The sequence below is a fragment of the Nonomuraea montanisoli genome (genome assembly GCF_013363975.1).
Lineage (GTDB): Bacteria > Actinomycetota > Actinomycetes > Streptosporangiales > Streptosporangiaceae > Nonomuraea > Nonomuraea montanisoli.
Genome location: NZ_JABWGN010000012.1, coordinates 202,952 through 218,862, shown reverse-complemented (window position 1 = coordinate 218,862; position 15,911 = coordinate 202,952). Strand labels below are relative to the sequence as shown.

Sequence of the window (15,911 nt, the reverse complement as noted above, 5' to 3'; positions counted from 1 at the left end):
TTCATGGCGGACCAGCCGAGCTTCCAGCGGACCGGCCGGGCGATGGCGGTGGCCACCCTGGTCTCCCGGATCACCGGGTTCCTCCGTACGCTGGCGCTGGTCTCCGCTCTCGGGCTCGGCACGCACCTGCTCGACACCTACACCGCCGCCAACGTCACCCCCAACGCCGTCTACGAACTGGTGATGGGCGGGGCGGCCGCGAGCGTGCTGGTTCCGCTGCTGGTCCGCGTCACGGCTGACGAGGACGTCGACGCGGAGCTGTTCACGCAGCGGCTGCTGTCCCTGGTGCTCTACGGGCTCTCGGCGGTCGTCCTGGTGACGATCGTCGCCGCCCCGCTGATCGTGGAGCTGACCGTCCCCGGGTTCGGGGCCGCCCAGCGCGAGCTGGCCGTCGACTTCACCCGGATCTTCCTGCCCCAGATCCTCTTCTACGGCATCAGCGCGGCACTGGCCGCGATCCTGAACGCCCGGGGACGGTTCGCCGCTCCCATGTGGGCGCCGGTGGCCAACAACCTGGTCGTCATCGCCACCGCCGGGACGTTTCTGCTGGCGGGCGGAACCGGCCGGATGGAGACGCTGACGCAGGGCCAGACGCTGTTGCTGTCGATCGGCACCAGCGCCGGAGTCGGCGCCCAGATGGTCGTCCTGGCGGTGGTCACGCGACGGGCCGGTTTCCCGCTGCGCCTGCGCGCCGACCCGCGCGGCATCGCGGTGCGCAGGATCGCGGCGATGGCCGGATGGACCGTCGCGTCGGTGACCGCCGCGCAGGCCGCGCTGATCGTCGTCAACCGGCTCGCGTCGCAGGCCGGGCCGGGCGCGGTGAGCGTCTTCTCCAACGCGTACACCTTGTTCCAGCTGCCGTACGCGGTCGTCGCGGTGACCGTGATCACCGGCATGCTGCCCCGCATGAGCCGGGCGGCGACCGAACGCGACCTGTCCCAGGTCACCGCCGACCTGTCCCGGAGCCTGCGGCTGACCGGCGTGGTGCTGGTTCCCGTGGCCGCCGCGCTCGTCGTGCTCGGCCCGCGGCTGACCACTCTGTTGTTCGCGCACGGGAACGCCTCACCCGGCGCGGCGCACCTCACGGGCGTCGTGCTGGCCGCCTACGCTCCGGCGCTGGTCCCGTTCGCCGGCTACCAGATCATGCTGCGCGTTCACTACGCCCTCGGTGACACGCGCACGCCGGCCCTGATCAGTGTGGCGGTCTCCGCCGCGCTCCTCGTCGCCAGCCTGGTCGCCGCGCGGCTGCACCCGGGCGCGGACATGGTCGTCGCCCTCGCCGGATGCACGGCCGTCGCCTACGCCCTGGGACTCGTGATCACCGCGCAGTCGCTGCGGCGCCGGATCGGCCGCATCGACGGCCGTCGCCTGCTCCGCTCCCATGCGCGCATGCTGGTGGCCGCGGGCGTCGCCGGGCTCGCCGCCGCGGTCGTCGCTTCGGGACTCGGGCCGGCGGTGGGGACGGGGCCGGGCGGTTCGCTCGCCGTCGTCTGCGCCGCGACGCTCACCGGCGCCTGCCTGTACGCGCTCGCCGCCCGCCTTCTCCGGATCGGCGAGCTCACCGCCCTGACCGCCGGGTTGCCCTGGACTTTCAGGAGCCTTTGACCAGTGTGAACGCGCCGCGGCTCAGCCCCAGTTGCTCCGAGAGCGTCCGTGCCGCGTCGAACGGCATCGTCGGGTCCAGTGCCAGGGTCGTCACCACGAACGACCGCCCGTCCGCCGTCCTGGCGAGGTGGCCCAGGTCGCTCACTCCAGGCTCCGACCCGCCCTTGTACCAGACGGACGGCCACTGCGCCTTGTCCAGCGCGAGCCCCGCGTCGTTGACCGACAGGGCCTCGCCGACGCGCTGGTCGGGCAGCTCGGACAGGCGGGCGAAGGCATGGCACACCTGGGCGGGCGAGGCGTACCACTCGATCGTGTCCAGCTCGCGCGGCGTGGTCCACCCGGCGATGCGGGCCAGCGGCACTCCGGCGACCACCTGGTGCAGATACGCCCGTCGCCCGGCCGACCAGGGTGAGGTGGATGCCGAAGGGGATCTCCGGTCGCCGGCGGAGCAGCCGCATGGCGTGGTGCGCGGCCGGGCAGGGAGTCATCAGGCTGCAGGAGGTGGCGATCCCCGCTTCGATGGAGTCGATCACCGCGAGGTTGATGTCGTGGTGCATGCCCAGGTCGTCGCAGTTGACGAGGAGCACCCGCGCGTCCGGGGGAAAGCCCAGCAGCTCGGCCGAGGAGGGCGAGGGCGGGAGGGGCTGTGCGTCGTGTTCGTCCATGACGACAGAGTGGCTGCCGGAGATCACCTCGCGCACACGGGCGCGCTGTGCGCGCGAGCCGCCGTACGGGTGCCGACCGCCCAGGTGGCGAGCGCGCAGAGCGCGAGCGTCGCGCCGAGGGCGGTGGGGCCGGTCCAGCCGGTGGCGTCGAACAGGGCCGTCGTCGCGGCCGCTCCCAGGGCGGAGCCGAGGGAGTAGAAGACCATGTACGCGCCGACGGTGGTGCTCGGGCGGTCGGGATAGGCGGCCGTCAGCGTGTGCTGGTTGCTCACGTGCACGGCCTGGACGGCGAAGTCGAGCAGGATCACGCCGAGGACCAGCAGCGGCAACGACCAGGGGAGTTGTCCGATCGCGGCCCAGGAGGCGATCAGGAGCGCGAGCGCGACGCCGGTGACCCGGCGCGTGTGCCCGGCGTCGCCCCAGCGCCCGGACCGGGCCGCGCCGAGGGCGCCGGCGAGTCCCGCGACGCCGAAGAGCCCGATCTGCGCCTCGCCGAGATGCCACGGCGCGCCGGCCAGCGGCAGGGCCATGCCGCTCCACAGCGTGCCGAACGAGGCGAACAGGAAGAACGCGATCAGCCCGCGGCCGAGGAACACCGGCTGGGTGAACAGCCCGCCGAAGGACCGGAGGACCTGCCCGTACCGAGCCGCGTCCGGGCGGACGTCCGCGGGCAGCAGGACGAGGCTGAGCACCGCGAGGACGGCGGCCAGCACCGCCAGCGCCAGGTAGACGCTCCGCCATCCCCACAGGTCGGCGAGGACTCCCGCGACGAGGCGCGCGCCGAGGATGCCGATCACCACGCCGGAGGTCACGACGCCCAGGTTGCGCCCGCGCTCGGCGGACGGGGAGATCGACGCCGTGTACGCGACCGCGCTCTGCACCACCACCGCGAACACGCCCGCCGCGGCCAGTCCGGCGAACGCCGCCCAGGCGACCGGCGCGGCCGCCGTGACCGCCGTCCCCGCGGCCACCAGGGCGAGGTGCCCGGCGATCAGGCGCCTGCGGTCGAGCACGTCGCCCAACGGCACCAGCAGCACCAGCCCCGCCAGATAACCGAGCTGGCCGGCGGCCACGAGCCAGCCGAGCGAGTCGACCGGAACGCCCAGGTCCCGCCCCATCGGGGCGAGCACCGGCTGCCCGGCGTAGACGCTCGCCACCGCGACCCCGCACACCACCGCCAGCAGCAGCCTCGTCCTCCGGTTCACGGACACACCTCCGATTGGTTTCAGATTGCAACTGATCGGAGGGTAGGCCAGAATGGTTTCATCACGCAACTCGTTGGAGGGGTGATGGCACGCGACGACACCGACGGGCGCAGCACCGCGTGGACGGACCCGAGCTGCCCGGTCGCCCGCACGGTCGATCTGGTCGGCGACCGGTGGAGCCTGCTCGTCGTCCGTGACGCGATGGACGGCGCCCACTCGTTCACCGACTTCCAGCAGCGCACCGGCATAGCCCGCAACATCCTCACCGACCGGCTCCGCAAGCTGACCGCGCACGGCCTGCTCACCCAGGTCGAGGCCCCGTCGGGCCGACGCAGGCTGTACGCGCTCACCGAGGCGGGCAAGGACCTGTTCGCCGTGATCGTCACGCTGCGGCAGTGGGGCGAGCGCCACGCCTTCGAGGCGGGCGAGCCGCATTCGGTCCTGGTCGACGGCGACGGCGCCCGCGTACCCGATCTGCTGCCCGTGGCTCCGGACGGATCACCGCTGACGAGCGACACGACCTCGGTGCGCCGGCCCACCTGATCGCCGCGTCGCGGGCACGGTCACGCGACCAGGCGCAGCCAGGCCGCCGCGAGGGCGGCGTGACCGGCCGGCGTCAGGTGCACGCCGTCCTCGGACCAGTACTCCGGCCCGGTCGTCGCGGCGAGCCCGGCGAACATGCCGTCGGCGGCGAGCAGGTGCGCGCCGTACTTCGCGGCCAGCTCGCGCACGACCTGGATCTTCGGGTCCAGGTCGGCGCGCCACTCCTTCCGGACCTCGACGCCGACGTGCGCCGCGCCGACCTCGACGGTGCCGCTGATCGGCAGGAGGAACGGCTCGATGAGGATCAGCTCGGCGCCGGCCTCGGCGAGGCGCGCGAGCAGGCGGTCGTAACCGGCCGCGTAGTCCGCCGCGGAGATCACATGGCCGTCCGGGTCGTACGTGTGCCAGCCGACGTCGTTGATGCCGACGAGGATCGACACCACGTCCGGGCGCGCGTCGAGCACGTCCGCCTGCCAGCGGGCTTCGAGGTCCATCACCTTGTCACCACCGACCCCGGAGTTCAGCCAGGTCACGGCCCGGTCCGGGTGCCGGAGCCCCCACTCGCCGGCGACGCCCAGCGGATAGCCGAAGCCGAGCCCGTGTTCGCTCTGCAGCCGCCGGCAGTCCGTGCCCGAATCGCCGGTGAACATCACGGTGCTTCCCGGTCGGAGGTTGATCGTCATGTGTGCTCCTTGCTCGTGGAGATCTGCTTCAGACGGCCGGGCCGCCGAACCAACGGGCGGCGGCCCGCTCGAACGCCTCACGGTCGGGGTCGCGATCGCCCGCCCAGGCGACCACGCCGTCAGGCCGGACGAGCACGGCACCCAGCCCGAGGTCGTCTCGCGCCGGTCCGGCCGCGTAACGCATCCGGCCCTCCCACACCATCGCCGGGCCGCGCAGACGTCCGTCGCCGGTGAAGTCGAGGGCGACGCCTCGCCCGTCCCGCATCAGGTCGCCGAGGCGGGTGCCGTCCTCGAGACGGAGCTCCGGGGCGTTGCGGCCGACCAGCGGCTGCTCGCTGCCGAGGTCGTGGCGGATCGACGACCCCGAGGTCCTGCCGAACACGTAGGTCGTTCCGTCGCGGGTGCCGATGAGGTCGCGGATCACCGCCTGGATCGCCTGGGCATGCGGGTCCGGCCTCATGACCGCCGCCTGGGCGCGCGTCCAGTCGAGCGCCTGGGCGCCGAGCGGATGGCGCTCGCGGGTGTAGGTGTCGAGGAGCCCGTCCGGCGCGTGCCCGTGCACGGTCGCCGCGAGCTTCCATCCCAGGTTCAGGGCGTCGCCGATGCCGAGGTTGAGCCCCTGGGCCCCGAGGGGGGAGTGGATGTGCGCGGCGTCGCCCGCGAGCAGGACGCGCCCCTGCCGGTAGGTCGTCGTCTGCATCGCCCGGTCGGTGAAGCTGGAAGCGAGCTGGACGTCGCTCAGCGTCACGTCGGTGCCGGACACGCGGCGCAGAACCGCCTGGAGATGTTCGCGGGTCGGCTGCTGCGAGCGGTCGAACGCGCCGCCGTCGAACTCCAGCATGCCGACGTACCCCGGCGCGGGCGTCCGCAGGTACATCCCCGTCGGCGTCAGGTTGAAGCCGGGGCGCAGCTTCCCGGGATCGGCGACGGTGACGAGCGCGACGTACCCGGTGAACTGCGGCTCGGTGCCGACGAAGCCGAATCCCGCGAGCTTGCGCACCGCGCTGCGTCCGCCGTCGCAGCCGACGACCCAGCGCGCGGCGTACTCCTGCTCGCCGGCTCGCACGACCACGCTCTCGTCCTCCTGGACGAGGGCCGAGACCGTGACGCCGCGCCTGACCTCCACGCCGAGCAGGGACGCCCGCTCGGACAGCACGGACTCGACCGCTTCGAGGTTCGTCATCACGCCCTCCGCCGCCGGGCTGGGAAGCCGGAACGGCAGGGCGGCGACGTCGACGTCGGCCGGATCGAGCATCATGCCGGCGAAGTGGCCCGCGCCACGAGGGGGCGCGACTTCCTCCGGGTCGGGCCGGTCGTCGGCGCCCGACGCCTTCAGCAGCGGGTCCAGCATCCCGCGGCGGTAGAACGCCTCGACCGACGCGGGGGACAGGCCCCGCATCCCGAGCGGATCCGCCTTCCACGGGGTGCGGGGCTCCGGCTCCCGCTCGAGGACCAGGACCGAGCAGCCCGCGAGGCCCAGCTCGCAGGCCAGGAACAGACCGACCGGGCCGGCGCCCACGATCACTACGTCATGCACGAGAACTTCCCTTCCGACTCTTCAGGCACGTACGAAGAAGACTGAAGGGGGCCGCTCACACGGGGCGCACATGACGCTGACGCGGGCTCACACGGCGCTGACCTCCCCTGGTGGCGCCCGTGAGCCGGGGGGCCGGGATTTGGGGACTCACGGACGCGTGCGAGAAGATCGGGAGATGGACGGGGATGCGCGGCTTCGCGTCACGCTGCTCGGCGCCTTCCAGGCGGCCCGCGGTGACGCCGATCTGCCCGTTCCCGGCGCGCGGCTGCAGGGTCTGGTCGTCCGGCTGGCGCTCGCCGGCGGGCGCGCGGTCGAGCCGGGCGTGCTGGTGGACGCGATCTGGGCGGAGGACCCGCCGGCCGGCCCGGCCCACGCCCTGCAGGCCCTCGTCTCGCGGCTGCGCCGGACCCTCGGCTCGGCGGGCGACGTCGCGCAGGTCGCGGGCGGCTACCGGCTGGAGGTGGACGCGGCCGACGTGGACGCGCTGCGGTTCGAGCAGCTCGCCGCGGCCGGCCGTGACCGCCTGCGGGCCGGCGACCCGAATGCCGCGGCGGTCGTGCTCGGCGAGGCCGTGGCGCTGTGGGGCGACCGTCCCGGCGCCGAGCCCGCCGCCGTCGTCGCGGTGGCGCCCGCCGCCGCCACCCGGCTGGCTCACGCCTCGGTCGAGGCCGTCGCCGACCTCGCCGACGCCGAGCTGTCCCTGGGCCGTGCCGACGCGGCCGCCGCCCGCCTGACCGCGCTGCTCGCCGAGCACCCCGTCCAGGAACGGGCGGCCGCGCTGCTCATGGACGCGCTCGCCGCCCAGGGGCGCCAGGCCGACGCCCTGGCCCTGTACGAGCGGGTCCGCGAAACCCTGGCCGACGTCCTCGGCACCGGCCCGGGCGCGGCCCTGCGCGAGCGCCACCTGCGCCTGCTGCGCGCCGAGCGGCCCGCCCCGGCCCCGGAAGCCCCGCGGGCCGGGCCGGGCAACCTGCCCGCGCCGCTGACCAGCTTCGTCGGGCGCGACGACGACCTCGCCCGGCTCGACACGCTGCTCGCCGCCGGGCGCCTGGTCACCGTCCTCGGTCCCGGCGGCGCCGGCAAGACGCGGCTGGCCGTCGAGGCGGCCCGCCGCCACCGCCACGAGTACCGCGACGGCGCCTGGCTGATCGACCTCGCCTCGGTCACCGAGCCGGCCAAGGTCGGCGCGGCCGTGCTCGCCGGGATCGGGCCGCGCGGCGGCGTGATGTTCGAGGCGCGGACGCGGGTCGAGGGCGCCGACCTGGACGTGCTCGTCGACCGGCTCGGCGGCCGGGAGAGCCTGTTGCTGGTCGACAACTGCGAGCACCTCATCGACGCCGTGGCCCACCTGGTCACGGCGCTGCTGTCCCGATGCGCCGGGCTGCGCGTGCTCGCCACCAGCCGCGAACCCCTCGCGATCGACGGCGAGGCGCTGGTGCCGCTCGGACCGCTCGCGCTGCCCGGGCCGGACGACGGCGTCGAGCAGGCCCGGCGGGCGGCGTCGGTGCGCCTGTTCGCGGAGCGGGCCGCGGCGGTGCGCCCGGGCTTCGACGTGGACGGGACGACGCTGCCCGAGATCCGGCGGGTGGTCCGCGGGCTGGACGGGATGCCGCTGGCGCTGGAGCTGGCCGCCGCACGGCTGCGGACGCTGTCGCTGCCCGAGCTGGCCGACGGGCTGTCCGACCGCTTCGGGCTGCTCACCACCGGCAGCCGCACCGCGCTGCCCCGGCATCGCACGCTGCGCGCGGTCATCGCCTGGAGCTGGGAGCTGCTGAGCGAGCACGAGCGCACGGTCGCCGAACGCGTCTCGATCCTGACCGGAGGCGTCACGCCGGCCTCGGCCGCCGCGCTCTGTGCCGGGACCGCGGTGCCGCCCGCCGAGATCCCCGAGCTGCTCGCCGGCCTGGTGGACCGGTCGCTGCTGCAGCTCGCGCCCGATCCGGGCCGCTACCGCATGCTGGAGACGCTGCGCGAGTACGGCACCGGCCGCCTGGCCGAGCAGGGCGACCTCGGCGCCGTCCGCGACCTGGCCGCCGGCTACTTCGCCGAGCTGACGGCCCGCTACGACCCCCTCCTGCGCGGGGCCGGCCAGCTCGCGGCCATGCGCGTCATCAGCGCCGAGTACGACAACGTGCTGGCCGCGCTGCGCCGGCGGTGCGACACCGGCGACGCCCGCGGCGCGGTCGCCCTCGCCCTGAACCTGACCTGGTACTGGCAGATGTCCGGCCGTCAGTCCGACGCCGCCTACTGGCTGGGCGAGGCGCTGGCGGTGCCCGGCGGCGAGCCGGGTCCCGAGCGCGACTGCGCCCGCGCGATCCACCTGTCCAACCGGGCCGGCACCCGGCCCGGGACGACCGCCGAGGAGGCCGCGGACGACCGGGCGCGGATGCGCGAGCTGGCCGACCGGCTGCCGGCGTACCCGGAGCTGCCGGGACCGTACGGCGCGCTCACCGCGCTCCCGCTCGCGTTCCTCCGGGAGGAGAAGACCCTCCGGGAACAGCGGACCACGCTCGCGATCATCGAGCGCCTGGCCGGCGGCGACGACGTGTGGCTGTCCGGGCTGGCCCGCATGTTCCGCGCCCAGCTCGCCGAGAACGCGGGCGAGCTCGACAGCACGCGCGCCGACGTGGAGGGGGCCCTGGCCTGTTTCCGGCAGGCGGGCGACCGCTGGGGCCAGGCCGCCGTGCTGCCGATGCGCGCCCAGCTCCGGCAGTACGACGACGACCTCGACGGCGCGCTGGCCGACCTGCGCGAGGCCCGGTCGCTGGCCGGTGAGTTCGGCTCGCTCAGCCTCCGTGACGAGGTGTTCGGCGACCTGCGCTGGATCGACCTGTACCTGCGGCGCGGCGACACCGATCCGGTGATCGCCATGATCGACTCGGCCCGGGAGCGGGCGCTGCGCGCGGCCTCGCCGGAGACGCTGTTCCTGGTCGACGCGTGGGAGGCCGTCTTCCGGGTGCGGCTCGGCGACCTGGAGCGGGCACGGCGACTGCTCGACGACGCCGAACGCGGTCTTCGCGGCGGCACCCCGTTCCCCGGCGACCACGCGCGGACGCTGGCCGGCACCGTACGGGCCGCGCTCTGCCTGGAGACCGGTGACCTGGCCGGCGCGGAGCAGGCGCTGGTGAAGGCGTACGCGGCGGCGCTGGAGACCCGGGACCTGCCGATCCTGGCGCTGGTGGCGGTGAACGCGGCCGCGCTGGCCGAGGCACGGGGGCGGCATCACGCGTCGGCCGTCCTGCTCGGCGCCGCCTCCCGGCTGCGCGGCGCTCACGACCGCACCGATCGGCAGGTCCGCGAGCTCACCCGCCGAGGGCGGGCCGCGCTGGGCGAGGAAGCCTTCGCCACGGCGTACGGCGAGGGCTGGCGACTGGACGCGAGGACGGCCGTGACCCAGGTCGACCCGGTCAGGGGCTCGTCGATGGCGGTGGACGGAATGTCGCCCCCGCATACGGCGTGAACCGGCAAGGTGGCCCGCCGGGAGTGAGCGGGCGGCGGGCCGTCCTTGCCGGCGGGCCGGGCGTCAGGCCGTCAACGCGGCGCGCAGCTTGGTGAGCACGGCACGCAGGATGCGCGAGACGTGCATCTGCGAGATCCCGAACTCCTGGGCGATCTCCGACTGGGTCATGTTGCCGTAGAAGCGCATCAGCAGGATGTTCTTCTCCCGCGCCGGCAGGGCGTCGATGAGCGGCTTGATCGCGTGCGCGTCGAGCAGGGTGTCGAGCGACTGGTCCTGCGCGGGCAGGAGGTCGCCCAGCTCGGCCGCGTCCTCGTCGCCGCCGCCGCCGACCGGCGCGTCCAGCGACAGCGCCGAGTAGGCCGTGGACGCCTCCATCGCCAGCAGCACGTCCTCCTCGGAGATGCCCAGCTTGGCGGCCAGCTCGGCGACGGTCGGGGAGTGGCCGAGGACCTGCGTCAGCTCGGCCGTGGCCTTGTTGATCTCGATGCGGCGTTCCTGGTAGACGCGCGGCACCCGGACCGCCCAGGTGCGGTCGCGGAAGTGCCGCTTGACCTCGCCCAGCACGGTGACCATGGCGTATCCCCTGAACTCGTGTCCGAGCGAGGGGTCGTAGCCGTTGACGGCCTTCATCAGACCCACGTAGGCGGCCTGGCGCAGGTCGTCCATGGACTCGCCGCGGTAGCGGTAGCGGCGGGTGATCTCGTTCACCAGTCCCTCGTGCATCTCCACCAGACGCTCGCGGATGCGCGCCGCGTCCAGGTCGGAGGTGCTCGGGTCGGCCAGGCGGGTGAGGAGGTCCTCAGCGGTGAGCTGGTCGGATGCGGTGGTGGTCAGGAGGGGCACGTGCTTCTCCCAGATGTGCCGGCGGCCCCGTCCATGAGAAAAAGCCCATGCAGAGGCACGCCTCGATTCGCGTGAGAGGAAGCCCTCTGCTGGACTTCGAGATCCACCATCCCCGCCGGAGGCCCTGGTATCACCTGCTTTCGGTAACGGATTCATAACTGATGCCTGGCCCCTGGTCGCGGCCGCGGTTCAGCGGAGCGGGGGAGCCGCGCCGACCCAGCGGTGATAGGCGTCCATGTCGACGTTGCCGCCGCACACGATGGTGGCCACGTGCCGGCCGGCGAAGCGGTCACGGTCCTCGAGGATCGCCGCGATGCCGAGCGCGGCCGACGGTTCGGCGACGAGGCCGGCGTGGTGGAGGAGCATCCGCATGCCGGCCATGATCGACGCCTCCTGGACCAGGACGGCGTCGTCGGCGACCAGGAGGAGGTCGTCCAGGACCGCCGGGATGGGGCGCCGGCCGGCGACGCCGTCGGCGATGGTGTCGGTCGAGTCGGTGGTGACGACGCGACGCCGGCGCCACGAACGGGTCATCGCCGGCGCGCCCAGCGGCTGGACGCAGATCACCTCGACACCGGGCGCCAGGGACTTCACCACATGCCCCACGCCGGTGGCCAGCGCCCCGCCGCCGAGAGCGATCAGGACGGCGTCGAACGACGGCGCGGACTCCGCCAGCTCCAGGCCGATGGTCGCGGCGCCCTCGCAGGTCTCGATGTCCAGGCTGTCCTCCACCAGCCGGATGCCGTCGTGCCGCGCGATGGCGGCCGCCCGCTCGCGGGCGAGGTCGAAGTCGCCGTCCACCAGCTCCAGCCGGGCGTCCAGCGCGCGGATGCGATCCAGCTTGGCCGCGGGCGCGAAGCGGGATGCCACGACGGCGACGTCGAGCCCGCGGCCGCGGCCGGACCAGGCGAGCGCCTGGCCGAGGTTGCCCGCGCTGGCGCACACCACGGCCGGCGAGCCACTGCCGGCGAGCCGGCTCGTGACCACCTCGGTGCCGCGGGCCTTGAAGCTGCGGACCGGGTTCGCCGTTTCGAGCTTGATGCTCACCGCGCACCCGAGGTCGGGCTCCAGCGCCTCGCAGCGGTACAGCGGAGTGTCGAGGAAGACCGGGTCGATGACCCGGCGAGCCGCCCGGATGCGAGCCGTGTCGAGCCGCGTCTCCGGAGCGGTGTCGAGCCGCCTCTCCCGCATGACGCAGCAGCATAGCGTCGCCCGCGCGAAGCCGGTGTGGCTCTCGAAGGGGGCCCTCAGGTGACGAGGATCATCGGGCGACCTCGTAGCGGAGGTGGGTCACGCCGGGGGCCGGGACGGCCTCCAGCAGGCGGAGCCGCACGTGCCTCGGCAGCTCCTGGAAGAAGCGGCGACCGCCGCCCAGCAGGACGGGCACCTGGTGGAGGACCACCTCGTCGACCAGGTCGGCCTCCAGCGCGGAGGTCACCACGCCGCCGCCCATCAGGCCGACGTCCTTGCCCGCGGCGGCCTCGCGGGCCGCCGCGACGGCGTCCTGGATGCCGGTGGCGACGAGGGTCTGCGCCTGGCTGATCTGGGGTGCCGGCCGGTGGCTGACGACGAACACCGGGGCCGCCGGGTGCGGGCTGCCGCCTCCGAAGTGGTCGGAGTCCTCGTAGGTGTTGCGGCCCGCGACGATCGCGCCCACGCGTCCGGCGAGGGCGTCGAAGACCCGGGCGCTGGGCTCGCTCAGCCTGAACCCGTCGAAGACCTGGCTGGGGGTGTCGCCGTCGAAGTACCAGTCGAACAGCATCGTTCCGTCGCCGAGCCCGCGCCCGGCGCCCGGGTCGCGTCCGGTGATGTATCCGTCGACCGACACCGCGAGGGCGGAGAGGACCTTGCTCATCTGCGTGACCCTTTCGGAGTTCCTTGAAGAGACTCCATGACCCTAACGCTTGAAGTTCCCTGAGGGAACCCCAAGTGTCGAACCGTGGTCATCCCCGCGCCCTCCCGCGGTGCGCGGCCATCGCCGCCCCGAGGGCGACGGCGGCGTATCCGCAGGTCACCGCCAAACCCGCCCACGGCGGGAGCGGGTAGTAGCCGCCGATCAGGGACGACTCCACGTCCACGTGCGCGAACGTGGGGACGCTCTGCGTGATCGCGAACCCGGCGGCAGGGGTGATCAGCAGCAGCCATGGCGCCAGGCCCGAGGTCGCCAGCAGGTACGGCACGACGACCAGCGCGACGGCCAGCCCGACGGCGACGAAGCCCCGCCTGACCAGCGCGGCGAGGCCCAGAGCCAGCACGGCGGCCGCCGCGGTCAGCGCCGCGTAGCCGACGATCACCCGCAGCTCGGTGGCCAGGGTGATCGGCTGAACCGGGTTCTGATGGGCGCGCACCATCGCCAGGCCGACAGGGACCACGACCCCCGAGGTCACCAGCCCCGCCACGAACGCGACCGCGCCGACCACCACGGCCTTGGCCGCCAGCATCCGCGCGGGATGCCGCTCGGCCCCGGTCAGCCCCCGCCGGTGGTCCGCGGTGAAGGACGTGACCGCCACCGCGAGCACCAGGACCAGCCCCAAGGCCCCGCCGATCAGCATGAGGTCGGCGCGCACACCGCCGTCCACCGTGGCGGGCCCGATGTCGCCGCCCCCGGTCACGACGAGCTTGTCGCCGGACGCGACGACCCCGCCCGGGTGATGCGGGGTCTTGCCGTCGGACTCCATGACGACGCCGACATCGTCGTGGCGCCACGGACCGTTCGCGCCCCGCAGCGTGATGCGGTCGAAGGTGGCGGTGGCCTGGGCGAAGGCTTCCGCCGACTCCCACAGGGCGCCGGGTGAGGCGGTGAACAGCCCGATCTCGACCGTCTCCGGCAGGCCGGTCAGCCTGACCGTGTTGACCTCGGTCCAGGTCTTGCCGTCGTCCGACTCGTAGCCGGTGATGGTGTCGCCCGACCTGGTCAGGCGCAGCCATTGGGGGCCGTTGTGCGGACCGCCGGCCACGTCGTGGGTGAAGTTGTCCTGCATCCGCACGCCGTGTGCTCCGGTGAGCATGACGGCGGCGTACGGTGTGCCCTGCTTGAGGCTCTGCCGGACGAGGAGCCCGGCCTTCGCCCACGGCACCACCCCCTCCGTGACGTTGCGCACCCCGGGGACGGCGTCCGGCAGCCGCATCTGCCCCGTCATGTCCGACACCCGGGCGGTGATGCCGCCGTTCCCCTTGAGCGGCTGGTGCACGAAGTAGTACTTGTCCTGGACCGCCGTGCCGTCGGGACCGACCAGCGGGGCGGGGCAGGGGCCCTCGCCCTTCCCGGTCACGCACGTGGTGCGGACGCCCCCGGCGATCAGCAGCCCGAGCGAGACGGTGACCAGTACGGAGGCCGCCAAGGCGAGCATCCGGCCGCGCCCGGCGCGGAACCTGGCCCACTCCGCGCGCAGCAACTGACGAAACCGGTCCTGGCCGGACCGGTGAGGCGTGGATGAATTCATGCCGACGGTTGTACGCGGCGCCCGGTTCCGGCCGGGTCGCGGCGGCCGCGACCCGGCTGGAACCGGGGATCTGGCACCGTTGACCCATGGCACTTCGACCCGGCGGCCGCTCCGCCCGCACGACGACCGGCGGTGAGCGACGGTGAGGGTCCTCGTCGTCGAGGACTTCGAGATCCTCGCCCGCTCCATCGGAACCGGGCTGCGCCGCGAGGGCATGGCCGTCGACGTCGTGCTGGACGGGACCGCCGCTCTCGACCGCCTGGCCGCCACGCGCTACGACGTGGTGGTCCTCGACCGCGACCTGCCCGGCGTCCACGGCGACGAGATCTGCCGGCGACTCGCGCACGGCCGCTGCGAGACCCGCGTCCTGATGCTCACCGCCTCCGGCACGATCGAGGACCGCGTCGACGGGCTCAGCCTCGGCGCCGACGACTACCTGCCCAAGCCGTTCGCGTTCGCCGAACTGGTCGCCCGCGTCCGCGCCCTGGCCCGCCGCGCCACCCCGCCGCTGCCGCCCACCCTGGCGTGCGGGGACATCACCCTCGATCCGGCCCGCCGCACCGCGTCCCGCGCCGGGCGGCGCCTCGACCTGAGCCCCCGGGAGTTCGCCCTGCTCGAATGCCTGCTCGCCGTGCCCGGCCTCGTCATCTCCGCCGAGGAACTGCTGGAGCGCGTGTGGGACGAGGCCGCCGACCCCTTCAGCAGCGCCGTCAAGCACACCGTGCACCGGCTGCGGGCCAAGCTGGGCGACCCGCCCGTGATCGAGACCGTCCGCGAGGGCGGCTACCGCATCGGACCGTCATGACTTCCCGCAAGCTCGCCAGGAAGTCCCTGCGGACGCGGCTCGCGCTCGCCTACGCCGCCGGCATCTACGCCGCCGGGGTCCTGGTGGTCGTCTTCGTCGACGTCCCGCTCGCCAGCATCGAGGCGGCCGTCCCCGTGGGCCATCCGTCGCCGGGCGCGACCGCCGGCACGGGGACCGGGATCAGCCTGCCCCAGCTCCTCGCCGGGTCCGCCGTCGCCCTGGTCCTGCTGATCCCCCTCGCCCTGGCTCTGGGCTGGTACGTCGCCGGCCGGTTCCTGCAGCCGCTGCGCGCCATGACCGCCACCGCCCGGATCATCTCCGCCGGAGACCTCCACCGGCGGCTCGGCCTCGGCGAGCCCACGGATGAGCTGACCGAGCTCGGCCACACCCTCGACGACCTGTTCGCCCGCCTTGAGGCCTCCTTCGACGCCCATCGCCACTTCGTCGCCAACGCCTCCCACGAACTGCGCACCCCTCTCGCCGGTCTGCGCACCCTCCTCGAAGTCACCCTGGCCGACCCCGACGCCGACGCCGACACCCTGCGCTCGGCCTGCCAGGAGGCCCTCGCTCTCGGCGAACACCAGGAGCGTCTCGTCCAGGCGCTGCTCGCCCTGGCCACCAGCGAGCGCGGCGTCACCCGCTGGGACACCCTCGACCTCGCCCACGTCGTCGAAGGAGTGCTCGCCTCCCGCCGCGACCAGGCGACGCGGAAGGGCGTCGCCCTCGCCGGACACCTGACGCCCGCCGTGACCGCCGGAGACCCGAAATTGATCGAAAGCCTGGTCGCCAACCTCGTCGACAACGCCATCCGCCACAACCACGCGGACGGGCACGTGGAGATCATCACGCGGACCTCCGGCCCGCAGGCGGTCCTCACGGTCACCAACAGCGGGCCGGTCGTCCCCGGCCATCAGATCGGGCGGCTCTTCCACCCCTTCCAGAGACTGGCGCCCGAGCGTCACGGCAGCGGCGACGGCCATGGCCTCGGCCTCGCCATCGTCAATGCCGTGACGCGAGCTCACCACGCCACCCTCACCACCGGCGCACGCCCGGAGGGCGGCCTGTCCATCACCGTGCGGTTCGGGCACGGGCCCTGACGTCAGGAGCCGGCGGGCGGATCCC

13 protein-coding genes and 1 pseudogene are annotated in these 15,911 nt (G+C 74.0%); 5 read left to right on the top strand and 9 right to left on the bottom strand.

Going from position 1 to position 15,911, the window contains the following annotated elements:
* Window positions 1–3: 3 nt before the first annotated feature.
* Complete coding sequence (gene murJ, locus HTZ77_RS30690) at window positions 4–1,605, top strand: murein biosynthesis integral membrane protein MurJ (RefSeq protein WP_205303944.1); 1,602 nt, start codon at window positions 4–6, stop codon at window positions 1,603–1,605.
* Here the strand turns inward: murJ and HTZ77_RS30685 are convergent.
* The 3 genes and pseudogenes from HTZ77_RS30685 to HTZ77_RS30675 form a co-directional block, all read right to left on the bottom strand.
* Window positions 1,592–1,978, bottom strand: a complete 387-nt coding sequence (locus tag HTZ77_RS30685; RefSeq protein WP_175593189.1) for a hypothetical protein — start codon at window positions 1,976–1,978, stop codon at window positions 1,592–1,594. The genes murJ and HTZ77_RS30685 overlap by 14 nt on opposite strands.
* Before the next feature lie 16 nt (window positions 1,979–1,994).
* Window positions 1,995–2,270, bottom strand: a pseudogene (locus tag HTZ77_RS48815) (ChbG/HpnK family deacetylase); the annotation flags it as partial.
* Window positions 2,271–2,293: 23 nt separating this feature from the next.
* Window positions 2,294–3,475: an MFS transporter gene (locus HTZ77_RS30675; RefSeq protein WP_175593188.1), complete on the bottom strand. Its 1,182-nt coding sequence runs from the start codon at window positions 3,473–3,475 to the stop codon at window positions 2,294–2,296.
* Between the two features lie 84 nt (window positions 3,476–3,559).
* On the opposite strand from HTZ77_RS30675, the gene HTZ77_RS30670 reads away from it, so the two are divergent.
* Window positions 3,560–4,018 carry a winged helix-turn-helix transcriptional regulator gene (locus HTZ77_RS30670; protein WP_175593187.1) on the top strand — a complete coding sequence of 153 codons (459 nt, stop codon included), beginning with the start codon at window positions 3,560–3,562 and terminating at the stop codon, window positions 4,016–4,018.
* Between the two features lie 20 nt (window positions 4,019–4,038).
* On the opposite strand, the gene HTZ77_RS30665 is transcribed toward HTZ77_RS30670, so the two are convergent.
* Together HTZ77_RS30665 and HTZ77_RS30660 are read right to left on the bottom strand one after the other, a co-directional pair.
* Entirely contained in the window at window positions 4,039–4,701 is a 663-nt protein-coding gene (locus HTZ77_RS30665; RefSeq protein WP_175593186.1) for an SGNH/GDSL hydrolase family protein, read from the bottom strand.
* A gap of 28 nt (window positions 4,702–4,729) precedes the next feature.
* A complete protein-coding gene (locus HTZ77_RS30660) occupies window positions 4,730–6,238 on the bottom strand; it encodes an FAD-dependent monooxygenase (protein ID WP_175593185.1) in 1,509 nt (502 codons plus the stop codon).
* Window positions 6,239–6,413: 175 nt separating this feature from the next.
* Here HTZ77_RS30660 and HTZ77_RS30655 point away from each other — a divergent pair, with 175 nt between their 5' ends.
* Window positions 6,414–9,698: a BTAD domain-containing putative transcriptional regulator gene (locus HTZ77_RS30655; RefSeq protein ID WP_175593184.1), complete on the top strand. Its 3,285-nt coding sequence runs from the start codon at window positions 6,414–6,416 to the stop codon at window positions 9,696–9,698.
* Window positions 9,699–9,761: 63 nt separating this feature from the next.
* Here HTZ77_RS30655 and HTZ77_RS30650 read toward each other — a convergent pair whose 3' ends face one another.
* The 4 genes from HTZ77_RS30650 to HTZ77_RS30635 all read right to left on the bottom strand — a co-directional run bounded on the left by HTZ77_RS30650 (window position 9,762) and on the right by HTZ77_RS30635 (window position 13,984).
* Entirely contained in the window at window positions 9,762–10,541 is a 780-nt protein-coding gene (locus HTZ77_RS30650) for a SigB/SigF/SigG family RNA polymerase sigma factor (RefSeq protein ID WP_328808856.1), read from the bottom strand.
* A gap of 189 nt (window positions 10,542–10,730) precedes the next feature.
* A complete protein-coding gene (locus HTZ77_RS30645) occupies window positions 10,731–11,732 on the bottom strand; it encodes a threonine ammonia-lyase (protein WP_175593182.1) in 1,002 nt (333 codons plus the stop codon).
* 70 nt (window positions 11,733–11,802) lie between these two features.
* Window positions 11,803–12,396, bottom strand: a complete 594-nt coding sequence (locus HTZ77_RS30640; RefSeq protein WP_175593181.1) for a dihydrofolate reductase family protein — start codon at window positions 12,394–12,396, stop codon at window positions 11,803–11,805.
* An 88-nt stretch (window positions 12,397–12,484) separates the two neighbouring features.
* Window positions 12,485–13,984, bottom strand: a complete 1,500-nt coding sequence (locus tag HTZ77_RS30635) for a DUF1349 domain-containing protein (protein ID WP_175593180.1) — start codon at window positions 13,982–13,984, stop codon at window positions 12,485–12,487.
* A gap of 142 nt (window positions 13,985–14,126) precedes the next feature.
* Between HTZ77_RS30635 and HTZ77_RS30630 the strand changes: the two genes are divergently transcribed.
* Both HTZ77_RS30630 and HTZ77_RS30625 read left to right on the top strand, forming a co-directional pair.
* The gene (locus HTZ77_RS30630; protein ID WP_175593179.1) at window positions 14,127–14,789 is read left to right on the top strand and encodes a response regulator transcription factor; all 663 of its coding nucleotides are present in this window, start codon (window positions 14,127–14,129) and stop codon (window positions 14,787–14,789) included.
* Complete coding sequence (locus tag HTZ77_RS30625; RefSeq protein ID WP_175593178.1) at window positions 14,786–15,886, top strand: sensor histidine kinase; 1,101 nt, start codon at window positions 14,786–14,788, stop codon at window positions 15,884–15,886. The genes HTZ77_RS30630 and HTZ77_RS30625 overlap by 4 nt, the downstream gene beginning before the upstream one ends.
* Window positions 15,887–15,911: the final 25 nt, after the last annotated feature.